The organism is Saccharothrix australiensis (genome assembly GCF_003634935.1).
In the GTDB taxonomy this organism is placed as follows: domain Bacteria; phylum Actinomycetota; class Actinomycetes; order Mycobacteriales; family Pseudonocardiaceae; genus Actinosynnema; species Actinosynnema australiense.
On record NZ_RBXO01000001.1, the window covers coordinates 6,310,887 to 6,333,318 of the forward strand.

The 22,432-nt window shown below is 72.1% G+C and carries 19 protein-coding genes and 1 pseudogene; 12 read left to right on the forward strand and 8 right to left on the reverse strand.

Features of this window, described 5'->3' with window-relative positions; all coding sequences use genetic code 11:
* Window positions 1-7: 7 nt before the first annotated feature.
* Genes C8E97_RS26700 through C8E97_RS26710 form a run of 3 tightly spaced genes read right to left on the reverse strand, consistent with a single transcriptional unit; the run spans window position 8 to window position 6,273 of the window.
* A complete protein-coding gene (locus C8E97_RS26700; RefSeq protein WP_211347144.1) occupies window positions 8-3,628 on the reverse strand; it encodes a pPIWI_RE_Z domain-containing protein in 3,621 nt (1,206 codons plus the stop codon).
* 28 nt (window positions 3,629-3,656) lie between these two features.
* On the reverse strand, window positions 3,657-4,730 hold the full coding sequence (locus C8E97_RS26705) for a pPIWI_RE_Y domain-containing protein (protein ID WP_147455245.1): 1,074 nt from the start codon (window positions 4,728-4,730) through the stop codon (window positions 3,657-3,659).
* 28 nt (window positions 4,731-4,758) lie between these two features.
* Window positions 4,759-6,273 (reverse strand): PD-(D/E)XK nuclease family protein, encoded by a 1,515-nt coding sequence (locus tag C8E97_RS26710; protein WP_121008182.1) that lies wholly within the window; start codon window positions 6,271-6,273, stop codon window positions 4,759-4,761.
* 336 nt (window positions 6,274-6,609) lie between these two features.
* On the opposite strand from C8E97_RS26710, the gene C8E97_RS26715 reads away from it, so the two are divergent.
* The 5 genes and pseudogenes from C8E97_RS26715 (at window position 6,610) to C8E97_RS26735 (ending at window position 10,936) form a co-directional block, all read left to right on the forward strand.
* Window positions 6,610-7,797 carry a serine/threonine protein kinase gene (locus tag C8E97_RS26715; protein WP_121008183.1) on the forward strand — a complete coding sequence of 396 codons (1,188 nt, stop codon included), beginning with the start codon at window positions 6,610-6,612 and terminating at the stop codon, window positions 7,795-7,797.
* A 103-nt stretch (window positions 7,798-7,900) separates the two neighbouring features.
* Window positions 7,901-8,008 (forward strand): annotated as a pseudogene (locus C8E97_RS36315) (MBL fold metallo-hydrolase); the annotation flags it as partial.
* A gap of 473 nt (window positions 8,009-8,481) precedes the next feature.
* Entirely contained in the window at window positions 8,482-9,840 is a 1,359-nt protein-coding gene (locus C8E97_RS26725) for an MFS transporter (RefSeq protein ID WP_246019187.1), read from the forward strand.
* 410 nt (window positions 9,841-10,250) lie between these two features.
* Complete coding sequence (locus C8E97_RS26730) at window positions 10,251-10,730, forward strand: DUF2975 domain-containing protein (protein WP_121008185.1); 480 nt, start codon at window positions 10,251-10,253, stop codon at window positions 10,728-10,730.
* On the forward strand, window positions 10,730-10,936 hold the full coding sequence (locus tag C8E97_RS26735; protein ID WP_026874506.1) for a helix-turn-helix domain-containing protein: 207 nt from the start codon (window positions 10,730-10,732) through the stop codon (window positions 10,934-10,936). Before C8E97_RS26730 ends, C8E97_RS26735 begins: the two co-directional genes overlap by 1 nt.
* Before the next feature lie 40 nt (window positions 10,937-10,976).
* Here C8E97_RS26735 and rnhA read toward each other — a convergent pair whose 3' ends face one another.
* Both rnhA and C8E97_RS26745 read right to left on the reverse strand, forming a co-directional pair.
* Window positions 10,977-11,441 carry a ribonuclease HI gene (gene rnhA, locus C8E97_RS26740; RefSeq protein ID WP_121012467.1) on the reverse strand — a complete coding sequence of 155 codons (465 nt, stop codon included), beginning with the start codon at window positions 11,439-11,441 and terminating at the stop codon, window positions 10,977-10,979.
* Window positions 11,442-11,801: 360 nt separating this feature from the next.
* Window positions 11,802-12,944 carry an aminotransferase-like domain-containing protein gene (locus C8E97_RS26745; RefSeq protein ID WP_121008186.1) on the reverse strand — a complete coding sequence of 381 codons (1,143 nt, stop codon included), beginning with the start codon at window positions 12,942-12,944 and terminating at the stop codon, window positions 11,802-11,804.
* An 84-nt stretch (window positions 12,945-13,028) separates the two neighbouring features.
* Between C8E97_RS26745 and C8E97_RS26750 the strand changes: the two genes are divergently transcribed.
* Both C8E97_RS26750 and C8E97_RS26755 read left to right on the forward strand, forming a co-directional pair.
* A complete protein-coding gene (locus tag C8E97_RS26750; RefSeq protein WP_121008187.1) occupies window positions 13,029-13,331 on the forward strand; it encodes an ArsR/SmtB family transcription factor in 303 nt (100 codons plus the stop codon).
* A gap of 237 nt (window positions 13,332-13,568) precedes the next feature.
* Window positions 13,569-14,279 carry a S1 family peptidase gene (locus C8E97_RS26755; RefSeq protein ID WP_121008188.1) on the forward strand — a complete coding sequence of 237 codons (711 nt, stop codon included), beginning with the start codon at window positions 13,569-13,571 and terminating at the stop codon, window positions 14,277-14,279.
* An 88-nt stretch (window positions 14,280-14,367) separates the two neighbouring features.
* Here the strand turns inward: C8E97_RS26755 and C8E97_RS26760 are convergent, their stop codons facing one another.
* Complete coding sequence (locus tag C8E97_RS26760; protein ID WP_121008189.1) at window positions 14,368-15,840, reverse strand: choice-of-anchor A family protein; 1,473 nt, start codon at window positions 15,838-15,840, stop codon at window positions 14,368-14,370.
* A 220-nt stretch (window positions 15,841-16,060) separates the two neighbouring features.
* Entirely contained in the window at window positions 16,061-17,116 is a 1,056-nt protein-coding gene (locus C8E97_RS26765) for a DNA polymerase IV (RefSeq protein ID WP_121012470.1), read from the reverse strand.
* A gap of 344 nt (window positions 17,117-17,460) precedes the next feature.
* Between C8E97_RS26765 and C8E97_RS26770 the strand changes: the two genes are divergently transcribed.
* The 3 genes from C8E97_RS26770 (at window position 17,461) to C8E97_RS26780 (ending at window position 19,176) form a co-directional block, all read left to right on the forward strand.
* Window positions 17,461-17,910 carry a DUF309 domain-containing protein gene (locus tag C8E97_RS26770; protein WP_121008190.1) on the forward strand — a complete coding sequence of 150 codons (450 nt, stop codon included), beginning with the start codon at window positions 17,461-17,463 and terminating at the stop codon, window positions 17,908-17,910.
* Window positions 17,911-18,153: 243 nt separating this feature from the next.
* The gene (locus tag C8E97_RS26775) at window positions 18,154-18,336 is read left to right on the forward strand and encodes a hypothetical protein (RefSeq protein ID WP_121008191.1); all 183 of its coding nucleotides are present in this window, start codon (window positions 18,154-18,156) and stop codon (window positions 18,334-18,336) included.
* Window positions 18,337-18,423: 87 nt separating this feature from the next.
* Window positions 18,424-19,176 carry an EI24 domain-containing protein gene (locus C8E97_RS26780; protein WP_121012473.1) on the forward strand — a complete coding sequence of 251 codons (753 nt, stop codon included), beginning with the start codon at window positions 18,424-18,426 and terminating at the stop codon, window positions 19,174-19,176.
* On the opposite strand, the gene C8E97_RS26785 is transcribed toward C8E97_RS26780, so the two are convergent.
* Window positions 19,169-21,094, reverse strand: coding sequence for a beta-propeller domain-containing protein (locus C8E97_RS26785; protein ID WP_121008192.1), 1,926 nt, complete (start codon window positions 21,092-21,094; stop codon window positions 19,169-19,171). The two genes, C8E97_RS26780 and C8E97_RS26785, sit on opposite strands and share 8 nt — an antisense overlap.
* A gap of 243 nt (window positions 21,095-21,337) precedes the next feature.
* Here C8E97_RS26785 and C8E97_RS26790 point away from each other — a divergent pair, with 243 nt between their 5' ends.
* Window positions 21,338-21,706 (forward strand): FKBP-type peptidyl-prolyl cis-trans isomerase, encoded by a 369-nt coding sequence (locus tag C8E97_RS26790; RefSeq protein ID WP_121008193.1) that lies wholly within the window; start codon window positions 21,338-21,340, stop codon window positions 21,704-21,706.
* Between the two features lie 123 nt (window positions 21,707-21,829).
* On the forward strand, window positions 21,830-22,354 hold the full coding sequence (locus C8E97_RS26795; RefSeq protein WP_121008194.1) for a YbaB/EbfC family nucleoid-associated protein: 525 nt from the start codon (window positions 21,830-21,832) through the stop codon (window positions 22,352-22,354).
* The last annotated feature ends 78 nt before the right edge of the window (window positions 22,355-22,432 follow it).

Below are 22,432 nucleotides of genomic sequence, written 5' to 3' on the forward strand. Positions count from 1 at the left end.
ACCCCTTTCAGGACCGGGTGGGCCGCTTTGGCGGTCCCACCTCTGGCATCTCGCACAGGGCGTTGTAGAGCGGCTGGTAGAGCCTTTGCACGAGGTCCGAGTCGGCGGGGTCGCCGGAGGGCCGTCCGGCCGAATCGGGGTCGAAGTACGGTGCGAGTACCTCACGCAGGTTCACCAGCAGGCTGGATGCGGCTGTGTCGCGCTGTCCCCGGACCTTCGGGTCGGCATTGGGTGCCGCCGCAGCCGCGGCCCGCGGGGCGAACTTCGCGTCGACGAAGACCACGCGTGCGGGTACTCCTCCGCGAACGAGCCTGCCGATGACCTGCCACATCGTGACGAGGTGATCCCAGGCGAAGGACTGCTTGTCGTGCTTGCCGAGGCGGGTGTAGACGTACCTGCGATGCAGGACGCGGTTCCACTGGGTCCTGCCGAGCTTGCGGAACGCCTTCCCGGCGAGGTCGAGGTCGTCGTGCTTGGTGACGACGTCCTCGAAGGTCCCGTATTCCGTGTCCGCCCTGCCCAGGCCGCGCGTGTAGCGGGTGGCCCAGTCGTTGATCGCGAACACCGCCATCGCCAGGTCGTCCGGCCGGGGGTGCGGACGCGCCAGGAAGATCGCGACACCGAAAGCGGCGACCTTGCCGACGTTGAGGATGTTGTGACCGCGCTCGACGGCCATCAGCGGAGCGACGAGCACCTCGGCGTCCTCGTCCTTGGCGAAGTCGGCGACGTCGCCGCGGCGCACCCCCGTGGCGCTGCTGGTCGGCTGGGCGGCGAGTTCCTGGTCATCGGGCACCAGGGCCCGTACCCGGCCGTTCCACCGGTTGCCCGCCGCGTCGAGGAGGTTCGCCACCTCCAGCGCATCCTTGTAGCTCCCGACGAGCAGCAGAACCCGCCTGCGGTCCGAATCCGCGACAGCGGCCAACTCCTCGTCGAGGGGGCTGAACTTGCGGCCGTCAACGGGCCGGGCAAGCTGGTGGACCATCTTGCGCAGGATGTCAGCCTTCGTGCCGGGTGGCGCCCCCGACAGGCTCAGCGGACGGTTGCCGTCGTAGAGAAACCGCGTGGTGAAGACCGTCTCCTTGACCGCGTCGAGGAACTCCTCCTTGGGGCCGAGCACAGCCCGAACAGGCGCGATCACGTGCGACTTCGTCGAGGTGCCCGCCCAACTCGTCCCAGACATGAGCATCACGTGCGGGCCGTGGCGACCGTTGTGGTGGTCACGACCGATTTCGGGCAACGACAACAGCAGTTCGCGGCCGACGCCCTCGCACCGGAAGAAGCGGAGCGTGCCGGTGACCCGTCCCTGATGGTCCTCCTCCTGGTCCGGGAGGTACTGGAAGCCGAGCACGTTGCCCATCGGCGATTCGGGGATGATCGGCGCGTAGTCGTGCAGCGGGCGCCGAACCAGTTCGTTGTCCGTGCGGTCGAGCCGCAGCGCGGATTCGACCTGCGGCCAGAGCTGGGTGAGCTGGTCGAGCCGGTGGTGCAAGGCCGCGACCAACAGGGCGAACTCCAGTCTGACGACCATCCGTTCGTACCACTCCGGACTTCCGGGAACCTCCGCGGCATGGATGTCCGCGCCTTCCCGCGCCTCCGGGGTGGGGAGGCGCTCTCCGAGCGCGGGCGGCCCCTCGAGGAGGAGTTCGAGCGCTGTTCGCGTCCGCTGCCGCGCGCCCACCGAGTCGACCGTCTGCAAGAGGTCCTTGGTCGCGTCCGTCAGGGCATCGGTGATCTGCTCCGACCGAATTCCCCGATCGCCGAGCGGGTCGTCGCGGAAGTCGTCGAAGGCTTCCGCGACGTATTTCTTCCGTGCGGCCCAGGGTGTCGGCGCGGGCCCAGCGCCGGAATCCGACACCGCGTCCGCGTCCGATTCGTACCGGTCCCAATCCTCGACGGGAGCGGCGGGCGGATCACTACCGGGAGCCTGTTCCGGGTACCAGTCGTGCAACAACTTCTCCTGGAGCGTCCAGGAGCTGAAGTACTCGATCCCCACCCACTCGCGCAGGTTCTCATCCTTGATCAACATCTCGTACAGTCGGTTGGTGGCGGTACCGACTACGGTGAGCGCCATCTCCCAGCGGGCGACGACGGGATCCGTAAGCTGCACGCGGCCCTCACGGGCCAGTTCACCGATCTTGTGCGTCAGGACCCGGTCCAACCAGGAATCCGGTCCTTTGACCACGAGGGTGGCCGACGGCGCGAAGGCGATGTCCAGGTTCGCCATGACGCGGTCCGCCTCGTCCACGACGACGATGTCGCTGCGCGCGCAGGCCAACTCCAGGTACCGCATCCGGTCGACGCTCAGGTGTCGGGGGACCCGGCTCTGGAGCAGACTGGCCGGATTGGCGACCCAGATCTTCGCGGTGACGAGGTGACGGGCTTCGAGGTGCCTCGGACAGCGGTACCACAGCGGGCACCCGCGCGCGGGTCCCAGGCCGTCGAGGGCACCCCGGTCGGGCTCCTCGTCGTCGGTGGCCTCCGGCGACGGGTCGTACAAGCCGGTGCAGGGCGCGTCGGTGAAGCGGAGCGGTGCAGTCGACGGGACGTCGCGCAAGGGGTCCGCCGGGCACGCCGTGCTCAGGCTGTCGAACCCGTCCTCGTCCGAATGCTGGAGGATGGACGGGCGGCCCCGGGCTGCCACGCGGCGGTGCAAGCGCTCGACGTGCAACTGCCGGGTCGCGGTGCCCAGCACGGGCGCCACCGCGGTGTCGTCGCCGTCCTCCGGGTCGTCGAGGATGTGGCGGAGCAGCCTGGTAAGCCGCAACTGCTCCGCGACGTCACCGACGACCAGGGTGATGCGCAGCCCGTTCTGCGCCGCCCACACCGCGAGCAGGACCATGAGGGTGCTCTTGCCGGCACCGACCATCCCCACCAGGTGAAGCAGGCGTTCCAGCCGCAGGGTGCCGGACTGCTTGAACTCGGACTCGCCCGCACCGCGCAGGTAGAGGTACAGGTTGTCGAACCGCTCCCGCCAGTTGTCCTCGTCCGGGATGCCGAGGCCATCGATGTGGTCGGCGACGTCCCCCAATTCGCACAGCGGGATGTCGAGGGGATCGGCGACGTTCGCCAAGCGGTGGGCGGCCCCGTGGCGTACGCGGTCGTCGTCCCGGACCCCGCATTCGTCCGGGATGGTCAGCGTGGTGATTCTCCGCTGCGCGATCAGCCGGTAGCGTCCCGGTTTCGCCAGGGTGATCGACTGCCGTGCGTGAGGCGGCAATGTCCGCAGTTCTTCCTCGTACAGCTTGTCCCGGTCAGCGGCGTGGGATGGCTTGAGGGGGGTGAACGACGTCAGTGCCGGGTCCAGGCCGTAACGGCGCAAGTGATCGGGCAGGTCGACATAACGTTGGAGCGCGTGCATCCAGTTGCGTCGTCGGCGTAGCGTCCACAGCCGATGCCGGGCACAGGTCACCATCCACTCCGCAGCGGGGTTGTCGACGAGACCTCCGACGCGGGCGAAGTGATAGCCGCCCAGGAGCGTCCACACCGCTGTCGGTGGTTGAGTGCGGTCGAGTTCCTCCACCAGCCGCAAACCCAACTCGACCTTGGCGAGCAGCGTCAGGTCGTGCACACGGTCGGCCGGTAGGAACATCGACTCCAACCGCTTTGTCCAGCCGTTCAGATCACGCACCCGAACCCTCCACCACCGTGTTCGAAAATCAGAGCTGTTCCAGCCGCAGGGAGGCTTTCGAGACCACCGCGTCCAGCGGCAGTACGCTCGGCCGCCACATTCCCGGCGCCAAGTGGTCCAGGCACGAGGTCGCGTAGTCGGGGTCCACGTCGAACCGAGCCCGCGGCACCGCCCACAGCAGCTCGTCGGCGGGCCCGTGCCCCTCCGCGATCACGGCCTGGCCGGCGAGCAGTGCCGGGTTGACCCAGTCCTTGACGTCGATCAGCCAGCTACGCCCGTCGGGGAACGAGACGCCCAGGTCGGCCAGCCCGAACTTCGGCCACCACTCGACCACCAGACCCAGATCGGACAGCTCTGCGGCCAACTTGACGCCGAAGCGCCCCGGGCCGGTGACGAACTGGCGAAGCGGTCGTGCGAGGTGGTGGAGTCGACCCACGTCGGCCGCGTCGAAGATGGGACCGGGTTGGGGCTTCCCGGCGAACTCACACAGGGCCTGTTCGCACCACCAGTCCCCTCCATCAAGGGGAAGCAGAAGGGTTCTGCACCGCGCACACGGCCGGTACTCACCTCTTCGCCGGTAGCGGTCGGGCACCGGCTCGTAGAGATCCTTCAGTGAGTCGATCACCAAGCTGAGGGTGTTGTCCGTCTCGAGCTCGAAATACTCCGCCTCGGTGATCACCGGTTTGCCGAGCAGCACACCCCGGAACGCTTGGTAGGCGGCGCGCGAGGACAGGGAGGCGCACGTGTCGCGCACGGAGTCGAGCACGCGTCCGACAGAGCCGACCGGGCCACCTCCCGGCACCTGCGACACCAACTCCAGGCATAGCTGCGTGGGGGTGAAGGAGCGGTCGTCGAGCAGCGAGGTGTTCCACACCGGGGTGCGGGGCAGCTCCAGCGGCCAGTCCTCCAGCCGCTCACCCGCGCACCAGGCGACGAGCTGCATGAGAGACGTCGGTGGACGCGCGCGACGCTGGAGGCACCTGAGCACCAAACGGTCGAGCGCGCGCTGCGCACCGGCCGGGTAGGGCAGTCGGAAGCCCTCCAGCTCGACCAAGCCGTCCAGACCGACGATCGCCGCGGCGATCGAGGCGACCAGCTCCACGTCGGGCTGGTCGACCAGCCGTTGCTGATCAGACACCAGTGGCCTCGACTTCCGCTCGCTTCACGTGCGAGGAGCCGGGTGCGCACCATGCGAGCGCCGCGCAGTGGTCGCAAGCCCTACCCGGGCGAGCGGGGAAGTCGGCGTCGGCGAGCCAGTGGTCAAGCAGCGGCCGAATCACCTCACGGGCCTCCTCCACCACCTCAGGACGACCGGGATCCACCTCCTCCAGCCCGCAATCCCCGTCGTTGAGCAGTTCGAGTTCGATCCTCGGCATCTTGGTCGTGTCACCGAGCACTCCGCCGGCGACCATCAGGACAGCCAGCGCCACCTGGGGGTACTGGCTGAGCAGCGGCTGTCCTGTCCACAGGTGGGAGCGGGTGGTCTTCGTCTCACGCCAGACCGGCGCACCCGAGCGCTCGTACACCAGGTCCGGTGTGGCGACGAAGACGAGGTCCAGCTCCGGGTCGTGCAGGGACAAGGTCCGCTGCACCCACACCCGGTCGCCTGTTCCCGGCTTGCCGATCGGGCAGAACAGCGTGTGCTGCCGGAGCATGCGAGCGGCGACCCCGGCCTCCTCGCCGTCGATCGTGAAGCGGCCGTCCCTCCACTCCTCCAGGGAGCCCGGCACCTCATCCATCTGACACCGCCGAGCGGGGCGCGCGGCGTGCCTCCGGTTGAGCCAGTCATCGACCACGCGACCACGCACAACGGCGGGGTCCTCGACCGCACCCGGCTGCCGCAGTTTCAACTGCCGGGTGAGGTGGTAGCTCGCCGGGCAGTCCACGTGCGCGCGAAGATCGCTCGCGGACACGCTGCGGCGCATCCACTTCGACGGTGCGATGCCCGGCTGCAACCGTGCACGGGGCACCGCGTCGCACTCCGCGATGACCCCGCATCCGACACAGTCCCGACCGGGTGTGCGGCCGACACCCGACAGCGCTGTGGCCAGCACGGGCGCGGAGGTCTCACGGAATCCGGCCAATGCCTGCTCACGGCTGAGTTCGACCCACTCGAAGCCGCCGGAGCCGCATCCGTACTCCACCACGCGAACCCGGTGCGGCAACTCGTACGCGCCAGGAGGCAGTCCGCGTAGAGGTTCATGTCGTCGGCCGTACGCCGGATGACAGGGCTCACCGTGGGCCACCGCATAGGCGGCCAAGGCAACCTCAGCCGCACCTCGGTCCCGTTTGACCTCGCCGAAGGAAAGAAGCCAGATCTCCCTCAGTTGGCCGTCGGCGGAGGCGTAGCGTCTGCCCCAACAGGTCTGTTCGTAGTAGTCGACACCCCGGTGGTCGACGTCGCGCAGCGAGGTGCGTACCACCCACGGGTACCCGACGGGAGCGGTGACCCAAGCGTCGTCGCCCACCGCGTATTGGCGCCGCGCGCCCAGGTAGCGCCCTACGGCCTCGACCGTCCACGCGATCAAGCCGTCGTGGGCGCGTCCACGCGAGCCGAGGGCCTCCCGAGCGCCCACCACGTCGGCGACGACGTCGTCGACCGACCGCTCCTGATCACTGAATTCCATGAGATCCAGCACGTCCATGAAGAGTCCGAGCGTGAAGTCCTCGACGGAAGGCGGCTTCGGTCGACGCCGGGAAACGCCTGCATGCCCTGGACGTGCTTTCACCGAAGCCGCGACAACACAGTTTCCCTCACCGAAGCGTGCGATCGGCAACCCTGTTCGGATAAATCCTCGCGCCGACACACCAGCCAAGCCCGCCCCCTGCTCTGCGGCATGTGCAAACCGGAACGCTCATCTACCGGAGCGTGATAGTACTGTGGGGCAGCTCCGAGGACAACTCATCCGCAAAACTGCGGAACCAACGTCGAGCCTTACCCCGTCAGCACCAAGCCACATTTCTGCGGAAGGTCGGACCACGTGATCGGCGAAGTCGTCAAAGGGCGCTACGAGGTGCTCAGCACGCTCGGCAGCGGCGGGATGGGTGCCGTTTTTGTCGCGCTCGACCTGCACAAGGGGCGAAAGAAGGTCGTGCTCAAGACGCCATTGGTCTCTTTGGGCACCGAAAGGCAGCCGACGACCGACCTTCAACGACACCTGAACCGGTTCGCCCGCGAAGCTGCGTTTCTTTGCCGCATCCGGCATCCCAATGTCGCGCGAGGCTACGACCACGGCCACCACGGAAAAGTGCCGTACCTGGTCATGGACTGGGTCAACGGGTACGGATTGGACAGATTCCTGGAAGACAACCCTCCCTTGCCGACGGAAGCCGTGGCAGCCGTGGTCGCCCAGATCGCCGAAGCACTTGCCGCCACCCATGCCGAAGATGTCGTCCACCGCGACTTGAAGCCCGGAAATGTGATGCTCTCGCACGCCGGCGTGGTTTACCTCATAGATTTCGGCCTCGCGAAACCGATGGACCCCGACGTCACGAAGTTGACCGGTACGGAACACTCTCCGGGGACCGAGGAGTACATGACGCCGGAACAGTTCGGAAGCGGTGACGATATCTGCCCTCAGACGGATCTGTACGCCTTGGGATTCATGACATACATCATGCTGACCGGAGTTCCACCATTTGCAGGGTCTAAAACCGGCATCAGCTGGAAAGAACACCACCTCCACACGCGGCCGGCACGGCCGGATCGCAAGGGTGACCCGATCCCGGACGCTTTGGCGGATCTCGTCCTGCACCTGCTGGAGAAACGGGTCTCCGACCGTCCTGCCGACGCCAGAGAGGTCGTCGACCGGCTCGAGCCGTTCCTTCCCGAACCCGGTTCCGCGGCCCCCTTCCCCTCGTTGAAACCCGACCCCACACGGGTGTACCGCCACCCTGGCGAGACAAGACCGCCTGACGCGCCGCCGGTCGCACCCGATCCAGTCCGGTCAGCGGTGACCGTGCGCAGGAGCGGGCCCGCACTGTCGCGACGCGAAATCCCGGCTCTGGTGGAGGAGGCGTTGGCCGCGGCGTCGAAGGACCCGACCGGGGGGCGTCTTCGACTCGAACGGCTGCTGAAACAGGCATCGGGGAAGTTCGGGGCCTTCGACGTAGCGGTCGAACCGATCCGTCAGGCACTGGGAGATCTGGACAACCGGCGCGTGGACTAGCTGTTCAGGCGCGCGGTCGACCGTCGGCTGCGTCTACCGTTGGACATCCCGGCCGGCCTTTCGGCTGGACAGCACGCCAGTAATGGACTGTGTCCACTGTCGAGGCGACTCGTTGTTCCCGGGCGGGGTGGGCCGGACCACGTCGCCCGAGGACTTCGCGTCGTTGATCTCCGACCTCACCTTGGACGAGTGGCGTTCGCGCGGCTGGTGAGGGAGAACTCCTGCGGACGGGCCTCCTGCCGCCAAGAGGCCCGTCCCTCTGGGGAGGAAGCCGGGCGGCCGTTCGCGAGAAGGCCACCCGACCTCACCCGGGAACCTCGACGAACGGGGTGGACCGCGAATCGGCGTAGCTGTGGACGCGTTCCACCCGCCGGATCCTCGCACCTCCGGCATCGGGTTGTCGGGTGTTCCCGCCGTTCGTTCGGCGGGGGTGCACCCGCACCCCCGCCGAATGAACGGCGGTGTTCGGATAGGCTGCCGGCGTGCCCGCCTCGGACAGGGTGCGCCGCCCGTAGCGGCGGCGCGAAACCCCGGCCTTCCCGGCGCGTGACTTCGCGCTCCGCCGCATCAGCGAACCCTCGCCGGTGCGGCCGTTCGAGCTGCCCGGCTCCGCCCACGCATCCCGGAGCCTTCCGTGCACTTCCTCCTTCGTCCCCTGCTCGCCCACCCGGACCGGTGGTCGCGGTGAACCGTCGTGTCCTCGTGCCGATCGCCGTCCTGCTCTCGTCGGCCGCGTTCCCCCTGACCATCACCGGCGCGTCGGTGGCCCTGCCGGGGCTTGCCGACGACCTCGCCGCCTCCCCGACCGCCGCCCAGTGGGTCGTCACCGGCTACAACCTGTGCTTCGCCGCGTTCCTGGCGTTCGGCGGCTCGCTCGCCGACCTGCTCGGCAAGCGCCGCCTCTACGTCTCGGGCGTGGTGGCGTTCCTGCTCGGCAGCGCCCTGTGCGCCGTCGCGGGCGACGTCGGCGTCCTCGTCGCGGCCCGGCTGGTGGCCGGCGCGGGCGCCGCCGTCGCCACCGCGACCGGCCAGTCGCTGCTGGCCGCCACCTTCGACGGGCGCGCCCGCGCCCGCGTGTTCGGCGCGCTCGGCACCGTCCTGGGCGCCGGGGTCGCCCTCGGCCCGACGATCTCGGGGTTCCTGGTCGACCTGGCCGGGTGGCGGGCCGTGTTCGGGGTGCCCGCCGCGCTCGCGGCCCTCGTGCTGCTGCTGTGCCCCGCCCTGCCCGCCGTGCCGGGCGCGGGCGGCGGGTCGGTCGACTGGCTCGGGGGCGGCCTGTTCACGCTCGGGCTCGGCGCGCTGATCTGGGTGTCCGTCGAGGCGCCCGCGCTCGGCGTCGCGCACCCCGCGGTGCTCGTCGGCGTGCTCGTGGTCGGGGCGGGCGCGATCGCGTTCGCCCGCGTCGAACGCCGTCGTGCCGCGCCGATGTTCGACCTGGCGCTGCTGCGCGACCGGGCGTTCCTCGGCTACTCGCTCGTCGCCGCCACCATGATGGGGCTGCTGGTGCCGCTGCTGGTGTACCTGCCGTCCTACTTCATCGACGTCATCGGGCTCGACCCGACCGAGGCGGGCCTGTGGATGCTGCTGCTCACCCTGCCGTCCGTGCTGCTGCCCGGCGCGGGCGCGGCCCTGTCGCGGCGGTCGCCCCGGCTGCTGTCGGTCGGCGCGATCCTGGTGAGCGCGGTCGGCGTGGTCGCGCTCGCCACGATCGGGCCGGGCAGCACGCCGTGGACGCTGCTGGCCCCGCTGCTGCTCGTCGGGGCCGGGGTCGGCGTCACCACGGGCGTCGTGGACGGGCTGGCGATCTCCAGCGCGCCCACCGAGCGGGCGGGCGCGGCCGCCGGCCTGTTCAACACCGCCCGCCTCACCACCGAGACCATCGCGCTGGCGACCGTCGGCTCGGCGTTGACGTCCCTCGCCGGCGGGCAGCTCGCCGGCGAGGGCTTCACCGACGCGCTGCGCGTGGTGGTCATCGCCCTCGGGTGCCTGGGGATCGTGGCCGCGGTCGGCGCGGACGCGTTGCTGCGCGAGAAGTCGGTGTGACACGTCCGGTGCGGCCGTGGCGGAACCGGCGGCCGCACCGGATCACGGCACGCCACAGGACAGTCCACAGTGGACGTACAGAGTCGAGGACGACCGTCCTGTCCGGAGGAGACGCGCGTAGCGCAAGCGGCCGGCGGTGAGGCGGCCCCGGTCGGCCGTCGGCGGTCGGCCGTCTGCGGTGAGGCGTCGGCGGTGAGGCGTCGGCGGTGAGGCGTCGGCGGTGAGCTGTCGACGTCCGCCCGGCTCGGCGCGTCGATCAGGCACAGCGCGTCGGTCCGACTTGGAGCCCCTGCCCGGCTCGGGGCGCCGGTCGGGGCGTGCCGGGAACGGGCCGCGTGCGCATGGCGTAATCGGCTGAACCTCAATAACTACCGATTGACTTTCGATAGCTTACTAGTGATACTCGATGCATGTTCTCAGAGCATCGAGCGGTCGCCGCTCTCCGCGTGTTCCTGGTGCTGCTCTTCGGCGTCCTGGTGATGTTCCAGGTGCTGTCGCTGCCCGGTCAGTTCCGGCACATGGCCCAGGAGTCGCCCGAGCACGCGTACCTGAGGTGGCCGTTGACCGCCATCACGGTGTTCTGGGTGCTGTGCGTGCAGGTCGTGGTCGTGTGCACGTGGAAGCTGCTCACCCTGGTGAAGAAGGACCGGATCTTCACCGAGGCGTCCCTGGTGTGGGTGGACGCGATCGTGTGGTCCATCACCGCCGCTTGGCTGGTGCTGGTGGGCGTGCTGCTCTACGTCGGGTTCACCGCGGACGACCCCGGGGCGCCCGTCCTGCTGTTCCTGATGACGATCGTCGTCACCGTGCTGGGGTTGTTGATGGTGGTGATGCGGGCCCTGCTGCGGCGGGCCACTACGCTCCGCGCCGACATGGAAGCGGTGATCTGATGCCGATCGTCGTGCGCATCGACGTCGAGCTGGCCAAGCGCAAGATGAGCGTGGGCGAGTTCGCCGAGCGCGTCGGCCTGACGCCGGCGAACGTGGCGGTGCTGAAGAACGGCCGCGCCAAGGCGGTGCGGTTCAGCACCCTGGAGGCCATGTGCCGGGTCCTCGACTGCCAGCCCGGTGACCTGCTGGAGTGGGTCGACGAGTGACGCACCGGCGGCGGGCCGGGCGATCGGTGGTGTCGGGGGTTCAGCGGTCGGCGGCGTCGCGGGCCGGTCGCCCGGCCGCCTCCCGCACGCCGCGGACGGCCAGCTGGTCGGCCCGCTCGTTGTCGACGTTGCCCGCGTGGCCCTTGACCCAGTGCCACTCGACCCGGTGCGGCGCGGCGGCCTCGTCCAGCCTGCGCCACAGGTCGGCGTTCTTCACGGGTTGGCGTGCGCTGGTCAGCCACCCGTTGGCCTTCCACCTGCCCAGCCACGACAGGATGCCGTTGCGGACGTAGGTGCTGTCGGTGTATATGCGCACCGCGGACGGCCGGGTCAGGCTCTCCAACGCCTTGATCGGCGCCATCAGCTCCATCCGGTTGTTCGTGGTCGGCCCGGCGTCGCCGCCGTAGAGGTCCTTCTCGTGCCGCCCGTAGCGCAGCACCGCGCCCCAGCCGCCCGGACCGGGGTTCCCGCTGCACGCCCCGTCGGTGTAGATCTCCACCACCACGTCACCCGCCACACCGGGCAACCTACCGACCGACGTTCGCCGGCGGCTCACCCGCCACCGGTGCGGTGTGGACCGCCGAGCGCATTCGAGTTCGGGTGAACGGCTGAAGCACCCGCGACCGCATTCCGGATACCGCGTCCCAATGCGGCCGTTGGAATCCGGAGTGGCCCACGCGGCGGCGCGCCCGTCAACGCGGTCGGCGTGGCGACCATCGCGCAGGTCTGCTCCGACGGCACGGGTTACACCTCGTTGCTCGCCGAGGGCGTGGTGGCTCCGCGCCAGGTGCTCGACGACACGGGTCTCCTCGTCGTCGAGGTCGGACCGAGCGGTCGCCCGCGTGGCGTCGTCACGCCGGGGGTGTCACCCGCGCAGGGCGGCGGCCAACCGCCCCATGCCCTCGCCGATCTCCGCCACCGAGTTGGTGGTGAACGACAGCCGCAGGGTGGCCCGGTCCGGCGCGGTGGCGAAGAACGGCGCGCCCGGCACGAACGCCACGTCGCGCGCGAGCGCCTTCGGCAGCAGCTCCGCGGTGTCGACGCCGCCCGGCAGCGTGAGCCACACGAACATCCCGCCGTCCGGGTCGCTCCACCGGGAGCCCTCCGGGAAGGTCGACGGCAGCGCGGCCACCATCGCGTCGCGGCGTTCCCGGTAGGCCGCGCACAGTGCCCGGACGTGCGCGGACAGGTCGTGCGAGTCGAGGTAGGCCGCGGCGGCGGCCTGGTCGACGGTGGAGGTGTGCAGGTCCGCCGCCTGCTTGACGATCACCAGCGTGCGCAGCAGCTCGGCGGGCGCGCGCAGCCAGCCCAGCCGCAGGCCGGGCGCGCCGATCTTGGAGAAGCTGCCCAGGTGCAGCACCTTGGGGCTCAGCGACGCCAGCGCGGGCAGCTCCTCGCCCCGGTAGCGCAGCTCGCTGTACGGGTCGTCCTCCACCACCCACAGGTCGTGGCGCTCGGCGAGCGCGGCGACCTCGGCCCGCCGCGCGGCGGTCAGCGTCCGCCCGGTGGGGTTGGCGAACGTCGGCACCAGGTAGAGCAGCTCGGGGCGCTCGCGCTCGACCACCTCGGCCAGCGCGGCGGGCACCAGCCCGTGCTCGTCGCTCGCCACCGGCACGACCCGCGCGCCCGCGAGCTGGAACGCCTGCAACGCCGCCAGGTACGTCGGCTCCTCCACCGCCACCACCGCGCCGGGCTCCAGCAGGGCCGTGACGACCAGCGTCAGCGCCTGCTGCGAGCCGGTGGTGACGAGCAGGTCGCCCGCACCGGTGGGCAGGCCGCGCGCGGTCATCCGGGCGGCGACGTGGGCGCGCAGGTCCGCGTCGCCCTCGGTGGGCGCGTACTGGAGCGACCGCCGGGACAGCGCCCGGTCGAACGCGGCGCGGAGGCCGTCGAGGTCGAACAGCTCGGGCGCGGGCAGGCCGCCCGCGAACGAGATGACCTCGGGCCGGGCGGTGAGCGCCAGCAGGTCGCGCACGGGCGAGCTGGACACGGTGGTGATGCGCGGCATGGGCAGTCCTCGGAGATCGCTGGGACGCCTTCACGCTACCGGCCGAAATGGCCTGCTATATACCGGGCCGGCTATATTCCCGCCATGACATCCACGTTCGCGGTGCTCGCCGACCCGCGCCGTCGGGCGATCCTCGACGTGCTGCGCGCGGGCGAGCGGCCCGTCAACGACCTGGTCGAGTGGCTGGCGCTGACCCAGCCCGCGGTGTCCAAGCACCTGAGGGTGCTCCGCGACGCGGGCCTGGTGGAGGTGCGCCGGGACGCCCAGCGGCGCTGGTACCGGCTGCGCACCGCGCCGCTGGCCGAGGTCGACGCCTGGCTCGCGCCGTACCGGCGGATGTGGGCGGACGACCTCGGCGGACCGGGGCCGGACCGGGGCGGGCAATGATTCCAATGGCCGAGTCGAGGCACCCGAACCGCTCGCGGCCATTCACATGAAGAAGTACCGTGAATCACGCGTTCCCGCAGGCGGGAAGGCGTTCCAGGGGCACCCACGAGCATTCTAACGCGGGGCTATGACCAATTCGGTATATCCCCTGCGCAGTTTTCGGGTGGTACGACTCATCGTGACCAAAGACACCCTGTGCGCGAGCAATCGCGCTGTCTTTCGGAAACGAGGAACACCTTGCGTATCACCAGGTTGCTCCCTGCGCTCGCAGCCGCCGCGCTCTCCCTGCTCAGCCTCGCGCCCAACGCCTCCGCCGCCCCGGCCGCCGCGGACACCGAGGTGTCGCCGTACATCATCGGCGGCGGGTACGCCTCGAACGCGCCGTGGGCCGCGCGGCTGTTCTCCAACGGCAGGCAGACGTGCTCCGCGACCATCATCGCGCCCACGTGGATCCTGACCGCCAAGCACTGCGTCAGCGGCGGTGGCCTGTCCTTCCGGATCGGCAGCCTCAACCAGTCGTCCGGCGGCACCCTGGCCAACGGCGTCCAGACCCACACCCACTCGTCGGACCTGGCCCTGGTCCGGCTCGACAAGTCCGTCTCGGGCACCTACGCCACGCTCGCGTCCAGCTCGCCCGGCGCGGGCACGTCCGTCCAGGTCTACGGCTGGGGCGCCACGTCCCGGTGCGGCTCGGAGATCAACTGCCAGTCCGAGCGCCTGAAGGTCGCGAACGTGACCGTGTCCGGCAGCTGCACCGACGCCTACGGCGGCACGGCGATCTGCGCCCGGCGGGGCAACGGCATCACCGCCGGCGGTGACTCCGGCGGCCCGATGATGTCGGGCGGCCAGCAGATCGGCGTCGCGTCCACCAGTGACCGGCAGACCACCACCGCGTACACCAACGTGACGCGTTACCGCTCCTGGATCCAGTCCATCGCCGGGGTCTGATCACCTCGCACAGCACGGGCCCGCCCGCGCGACCACACGGCACATCGCCGGTCGCGCGGGCGGGCCTTTTCCGTGCCCGGGGGCGGTGTCAGCCGCGACGCCTGCGGCTGATCAGCATCAGCAGCATCGCGCCGCCCGCCACCAGCAGGGTGCCGATGAGGACGTACCAGCCGACGTCCGCGCCGGTGGTGGACAGGTGGTGGTCCTTGCCGATGCCGTGGCCCTCGTCGCCGTCGCCGTGGCCGAACGGCGCGATGGGCGAGGTGGTGAAGCGCGTCGGGAGGGTGGGCAGCGTCAGCGTCGGGAGGGTCGGCTTGCTCGTCGTGCCCGTCGCCGAGGGTGCGGTCGTCGGCCGGGTCGTCGTGGTCGGCTCCGTCGTGGTGGTCGGCTCCGTCGTGGTCGGCTGGGTCGTGGTCGTCGGGTCAGTGGTGGTGGTCGTCGGGTCGGTCGTGGTCGTGGTCGGGTCGGTCGTGGTGGTGGTCGGATCGGTGGTGGTGGTCGTGGGCGTGGTCGTCGTGGTCGGGTCGGTCGTCGTGGTCGGCGCCGCGCACGACGGCAGGTCTCCGTTGAACGGGTAGGCGTGGATCTCCTGGCCGCCGTTCGACGGGCCGCCGTGGGTCAGCGAGCCCACCGTGAAGAAGCGACCGGCGAAGCCCGGCACGGTCAGGTTCGTCATGCTGCCCGCGTTGCCCACCAGCGTGCTGCCCTGGAACTGCGCCGTGCCGCCGATCGTCACGTCGGTCGCGTCCGGGAAGTTCCACAGCAGGCGCTCGCGCATCCGGTTGAGCTGCCCGTCGTCGGTCAGCTCGCCGGTGTAGGTGAGGATCCGGCGCGCCGGGCCCACCAGGTTGACCAGCACCGTGGCGCCCTCCGGGATGCCCTCGAACACGATGCCCTGCTGGCCGCCGTTCGGCGAGACGAGGTCGAAGTCCAGGGTGAACACCTGGATCGGCGACTGGCCGTCACCCGTGAACAGGGTGTGGTCGCCCTGGTTCCGGGCCGTGCCGGTCACGGGCGCGTCCTTGTAGCACTGGCTGGCCGAGGTGAGCTGCGCGGCCAGCCCGGCGTACGGGTCGAACGCGTTCGGGTCCGGCGCGTCCGTGCCGGCGACGGTGCCGGTGAGCGGACCGGCGTGGCGCACGACGCCGCCCTCCGCGAGCAGCCGCTGCCCCTCGGCGACGGACACCCCGCCGCCGGTGACCAGGAAGTCCGACCCCTCGGGCGGTGGCACGCGCGAGCCGACGCCGACGATGCCGATGTTGTAGACGGCCGACCCGCCGGCCGCCTTGTTCTGGTCGAAGTCGCCACCCACCACGACGCGGCCCTCCGCCTCCGCCGCCGCGTAGCGGACCAGGAAGTCCCCGCCGACGAAGACGCTGACCGCGTCGTCCCGGCCGGCGAAGTCGCCGTTGTGCACCGGCGGGAACTTCTCCGGGCACTGCGGGCCGACGCACGGGCCGAGCCCGCCGGGCAGCGGGTCCGCGACGCCGATCCCGGCGAGCACTACCGCGGCGACCAAGGCCATCGCGCCGAAAACACCGAACATGTGGGTGCGGGACATGACCTTGATGCTGTGCGCACCCGTCCCAGGACGCGCGGGCAAACCCGAACGGCCAACCCTCAGGGGGAAGCAGAACCCCCGGTGGGGTGACTGCCCGATCACGCCGCACCGAAACGCGGACGACGAACCGTGACCTGTCCGGGGGTGCCGCACGGGCGGTCCCGGAGTCGTCACACCGGCCGCGCGGTGCCGCGGGGCCGCCGACCGGGTGGTGCCGGCTTCACCCGGTCGGTTCGGACGGGTCGGGCGGCACGGCGAACTCCGCGCGCACGCCCAGCAACCGGACCGCCCGCGTCAGCTCGAACCTCGCCAGCGCCGCCAGCGCGCACCGCTCGATCACCTCCGCCTCGGCGCTCGGCTCGGGCAGCGGCACGCCGTGCGTGGCGGTGGAGAACGGCGCGAACCGCACCTTCACCACGACCCGCACGGCCGGCCGCCCCTCCTCCCGCAGGTCCCGCGCCACCCGCCGGGCCAGCGCCGACACCTGCCCGCGGATCTCGTCGACCGACGTCAAGTCCTCCTGGAAGGTGGTCTCCCGGCCCCGTGACCGCGCCACCCACGGCGTCGCGCTCACCACCGGGTCGCCCGCGCCGAGCGCCAACCGGCGCAGGTGCGGCCCGGTCGCGGGTCCGAAGTGGCCGGCCAGCTCCGCCGGGTCGGACCGCGCCAGGTCCGCGACCGTGCGGACGCCCACGCCCGCGAGCTTCGCCGCCGTCCGGCCGCCGACGCCCCACAGCGCCGTCACGGGCCGGTCGGCCATCACCGCCACCCAGTTGCCCGCGGTCAGCCGGTAGACGCCGGCGGGCTTGGCGAAACCGGTCGCGAGCTTGGCCCGCAGCTTGTTGTCCCCGATGCCGACCGAGCAGGACAGCCCCGTCCGCTCGGCGACGGTCGCGCGCACCACCGCCGCCAACGCCTCCGGGTCGGCCGTCCGCGCGCCCAGGAACGCCTCGTCCCACCCGATGACCTCGACCACGGCGGGCAGTTCCCGCAACACGGCCATCACCCGCTCGGACACCGCCTCGTAGGCGGGCGCGTCGGACGGCAGGAACACCGCGTCCGGGCAGCGCCGCGCGGCGACCCGCAACGGCATCCCGGAGCGGACGCCGAACTCGCGCGCCTCGTAGGACGCGGTCGCCACCACGCCGCGCCGGGTCGGGTCGCCGACGCCGCCGACGACCACCGGCCTGCCCCGCAACCAGGGCCGCCGCGCGACCTCGACCGCCGCGACGAACTGGTCGAGGTCCACGTGCAGGACCCAGTCCTGTTCGGACACGCCCACCAGTATCCGCGCGCCACGCCGACCGCGTGGCGCGGCGGAACCCGCGTGCCCGGCACCGGTTGCCACCCGTCCCACCGTCCCGACCGGACGGCGGGACCGCGCCGTCCGGTCACGGCACGCTCCCCGGGCCGGTGCGCGGCACGGCGCGGCCTCCAGCGCGCGGGACCGCGTGTCCCGCGACCCGCTCCTCGCGGTCCGGTGCGCGGCAAGGCGCGTTCACCAGGGCGCGGGACCGCGTGATCCCCCGACCCGTCCGGCCGGTCCTCGCGCGGTCCGGTGCGCGGCGGCGAGTCCGCGACGAGTGCGCGGCAGCCGCCGCCCGTGCCACGATCGGGGGTGTGGAAGGCAACCCCCGCGACCGCGACGACACCGGCCGAGCCCGCAACGCACGCCCCCGCGACGGCCTGGGCCGACCGCTGCCCTACGGCGCGCCGGGCGTCGAACGCCAACCCGAGGGCGTGCCGCGCACCGCGGGCGAGGCGTTGACCGAGGCGCAGCGGCTGCTCGACGACGGCAAGCCGTTCCACGCGCACGAGGTGCTGGAGGACGCGTGGAAGTCCGCGCCCGAGGAGGAGCGCGAGCTGTGGCGCGGGCTGGCGCAGCTCGCGGTCGGCCTGACCCACCTGGCGCGCGGCAACCGCAAGGGCGCGCGGAGCCTGCTGGAGCGGGGAGCGCGCAACATCGAGCCGTACCGCGCCTCACCTCCGCACGGCGTGGACGTGGCCGGGCTGGTGGCGTGGGCGGAGACGGGCACCCCCGCGCCGCCCCGCCTGACCGGCGAGGCATGACACCGCCCGCGAGCCGCGACACCGCGCAACACGACACCGCGCCATCCCGCCCGACCCGGCTGGCCGCGCACCGCACCACCCGTGGGACCGCACCGGTCCTGCCGACGGTCGGGCGAGGCGGCGGGCCGGGGCGCGAGGCGGCGCGCGGAGGCGGGGAGGAGTGCGCCCGAATTGGGCCGAATGCCTGCTTGGCGCGCGATGACGCGGGGTAGAGACAGGGCACCTACTCCCTAGGAGGCTCCTGTGTTCGCGATCATCGCCGCGGTCATCTTCGGGCTCGCCCTCCTGCTGGACCTCGCCGACGCGACGCTGGGTTCCGTCATCGACGGCGGCACGCTGCTGGTGGCTGGCCTGCTGTGCGTGGCGCTGCACCTGGCAGGGGTGGGCGCCGGCGCGCGCCCGTTCTCCTTCCGCCGCCGGCGCTAGCGGCCGGCGCCCGCGCCGGGCCCGTCCCAGGTCGCCGGATCGCACCGCCCGCAACCGGATGACCGTTATGCTCCGCCGGTGACCAGGGTGCTGCGCGACTTCTCCACCGGCGTCGGGTTGTTGGCCAAGGGCTTCGGGTTGGTGTTCCGGTCGCCGAAGCTGCTGCTGATCGGCGCGATCCCGGCGCTGATCACGAGCGCGCTGCTGATCGGCAGCCTGGTCGCGCTGGGCGTGTGGATCGACGACATCGCCGCGTGGGTCACCCCCTTCGCCGACGGCTGGAACGAGGCGCTGCGCACGGCCACCCGGTTCGCGGCGGGCGTGTCGATCATCGGCGCGTACGTGGCCGTCGGGCTGCTGCTGTTCTCCGCGCTCACGCTGGTCATCGGCGGACCGTTCTACGAGCACATCGCCGAGACCGTCGAGGACGAGCAGCTCGGCGGCGTGCCCGAGGCGCAGCGGGTGAGCTGGGGCCGCTCGGCCGCCGTGGGCATCCGGGACGCGGTCGTGCTGGTGGGCCTGGCGGTCCTGTGCGCGATCCCGCTGTTCCTCGCCGGGTTCATCCCGGTCGTCGGGCAGACGGTGGTGCCGGTGGTCGCGGTCTGCGTCAACGCCACGCTGCTCGGCATCGAGCTGACCGGCATCCCGTTCACCCGGCGCGGCCTCAAGCTGGACGTGCGCCGCCGGGTGCTGCGCAAGCGCCGCGCCCTGACGCTCGGGTTCGCCGTGCCCACCTACCTGCTGACCCTGATCCCGCTGGCGGCGCTGGTGGTCTTCCCGGCGGCGATGGCGGGCGGCACGGTCCTCGCGCACCGCCTGCTCCACGACGACCTCAGGTGAACGGCACCCACGCCCGCTCCGCCAGCCCGTCGAGCCCGCTCACCCGCAGTCCCGCCGCCGACACCGTCCACAGGTCGTCGCCGACGACCAGCGCCCGCCGCACACCGGGGTCGTGGTCCGGCGCGGACGCGTGCCGCACCGTCCCGACCTCCGTGAAAGCGTTGTCCCGCAAGCGGAGCACCAGCACGCCGCCCGACGGCGGAGCGGTCGACCGCTCCGCCGTCGGGTAGGTCAGGACCGGCAGCACCAGCAGGTCGCGGGCGGGCCAGTGCAGGAACGCGTGCGGGTCGTACTCGGCCTCCGAGCTGCCGCCCGGCACGTGGTGGGCGGCGACCCGCTTCGGCGCGGCGGCGTCCGACACGTCGAACAGCGACACCTGCGTGCCCAGCGCGCGGCCCTGGTCGGTGGCCTCCTGGCCGACGCCGATCAGCTTCCCCTCGCCCGCCGGGTGCAGGTGGGCGGAGTACCCGTTGATCTTCAGCTCGCCGGACCGGCGCGGGTTCGCCGGGTCGGCGAGGTCGAGGGTGTAGAGGGGGTCGGTCTCCCGGAACGTCACGACGTACCCGAGCGGCCCCAGGAACCGGACGGCGTGGACGCGCTCGCCGAGGCCCAGCCCGTCGACCCGGCCGACCTCGACCAGGTCCGCGCCGTCGCGCCGGAGCACCGTCACGGCGCTCTGCGAGGCGGGCGGGCGCTCCGGGATGCCGGGCGCGTCGAACGAGGTCGTCGCGACCCGCAGGTGCCCCTCGTGCTCGGACAGCGAGTACTGGTTGAGCAGCGTCCCCTTCACCCGGCCCGACGCCACGTGCCGGGGCGGGCCGGGCGCGGACACGTCGAACTGGTGGACCGCGGTCTCGGCGGGCGGCGCGGGCAGCCGGGGCGCGCCGGGCGACAGGTGGTGGTCGTCGGCGATGTAGAGCGAGCCGCCCGTGCCGTAGACGGTGTCGCCGTCGGCGACGATCGACACCGCGTCGCCCGTGCCCAGCTCGCCGGGGAAGTCGAAGGTCAGCACCGACAGCAGGGACGTCGCCGAGTGCCGCGCGGGGTGGCTGACCCGGTCGCACGCGACCAGCGCGCCGGTGTCGCGCGTGCCGTCGGCGGTGGTGCGCGCGTAGCGCGGCAGCCACGCGTCGACGGGCGCGGTGGCGACGACCTCGCGGTTGCGGAGCAGGGCCTCCGCCTCCGACCGGCCGCCCTCCGGGTACACCCACGGCAGCCGCGGCGCGGAGTGGACGACCACCCGCACGACGTCGCCGACCTGCCGCGCGTCGACGTACCGCCCGTCGACCTCCAGCGTGCCGGCGACCTTCGGCGCGCCCGCCAGGTCGACCAGGGTCAGGGTCGCGCCCTGCTCGGGCGCGAACCCGCCGGGCGCGATGCCGATGTCGTCGACGACCTGCGGCGACGCGGAGACCACCAGCGCGCGGTCGCCGTGCAGCAGCAGGTTCGACGCGTTCCCGGCGGGCAGGTCGAGCGTGCCGGTGAGCGCGCGGGACGCGACGTCGACCACGCGCAGCCTGCCGTCGACCACCGTGACCACCCGGCCGCCGTCGGTCTTCACCAGGTCCGGCTCGTCCACGCCGGCCTCGTGCACGGTGGTCGACGAGTGCTCCGGCACGGCCTTTTGCGCGACGCCCGCCGGCGCGGGCAGCGCGTCGGCGGCGGTCGTCTCCAGGTGCGCGTAGGCCCGGCCGGCCGGCCCGTACGCGCCGACGTGCGGCGCCATCGCCGCCCGCAGCCCCGCCAGCGCCGCGTCGCAGCCGTCGAACGCGACCAGCTCCACCGGCACGTCCCGCCCGGCGGGCGGTGGCGCGCCGCCGTCGAGCACCGCGGGCACGGCGGACGCCGCGCTCGTCACCGCCACCAGGGCCGCGCCACCGAGCAGCCCCGCCCGCCTGCCCCACGTCCATCGCGTCATGCACCCAGGACGGAACCGGGGCCGCGGCGCGTTGCGCGCCGGCCGGAACCCCGCGCCGGTGGGCCGACCGGCGCGTGGTTGACTCGCTGCCGGACGTACCCGCCCGCGAGGTCGCGCCGGGAGGTCGTGGCCTCGTCCCCGCGACGGCGCCGCCGTCACCGGGGCACCGCGCGGCGACCCGGCGGCCCCGGGCGACCCCGCCCGCCCCGACGCCGTCGGGGCCAGTGAACGACAGGAGCGAAGATGACCAAGCCCGTGGTCGAACCGCACGACGGTCCGGCGCCCGCGGACCTGCTGGTCGAGGACATCACCGTCGGCGACGGCCCCGTGGCCGAGTCCGGTCGGCAGGTGCACGTGCACTACGTCGGCGTCTCCCACTCGACCGGCGAGCAGTTCGACGCCTCCTGGGACCGCGGCGAGGCGTTCAGCTTCCCGCTCGGCGGCGGCCGGGTCATCGCGGGCTGGGACCGCGGCGTCCAGGGCATGAAGGTCGGCGGGCGGCGCAAGCTGGTCATCCCGCCGCACCTCGGCTACGGCGACCGCGGCGCGGGCGGCGTGATCAAGCCCGGCGAGACGCTGGTCTTCGTGGTGGACCTGCTGGGCGTGAACTAGCCCGGCGCGCCCGGTTCCGCCCCTCGGCCCGGAGCATCCGGGCGGGTGCCGGAACCGGGCCGTCCACCGCCGCGTCATCCTGGAGCGAAGTACCGAGCGCGATCGAGGGGGGGGGGGAGCGCCGTGCCCGAGGACATCGGTGGGTCCGAGCGGATGCTCGAGCAGTGGCAGGCGAACATCGAGCAGAAGGCCGCCCGCTACCAGCAGATGGCCGAGCGCGTGCAGGACCTGTCCATCACGGAGGCGTCGAAGGACGGCCTGATCCGGCTCACCATCGGCTCGAACGGCATCCTGCGCGACCTGGAGATCGCCGAGGGCGCGGCGGGCAAGCGCATGGCCGAGGTGTCGGCCGAGGTGATGCGGACCCTGCAACGCGCGCAGTCCCGCATCCCGGAGCTGCTGCGGCAGGCGATGGCCGAGACCATCGGCACGCAGGACGAGACGGCGAACGTGCTGTTCGACGAGGCCAGGAAGAACTTCCCCGCGCCGCCGCAGGAGGACGCGCCGCCCCCGGTGCACCGGGAGATGCGCTTCGGCATCGACGACGAGTACCAGCCGCCGCCTCCCCCGCCGCCGACCACCCGCCGCCCGCCCGCGCGCAGGCCGGAGGAGGACGACGACTTCGGCGGGCAGTCCTTCCTGTCCTGAGGCGCACCGCCCCGGAGCGCCGCCGGCGACCCGGGGCCCGTGCCCGACCGCCCCGTCCCCGCTCGTCCGCGCACCGCG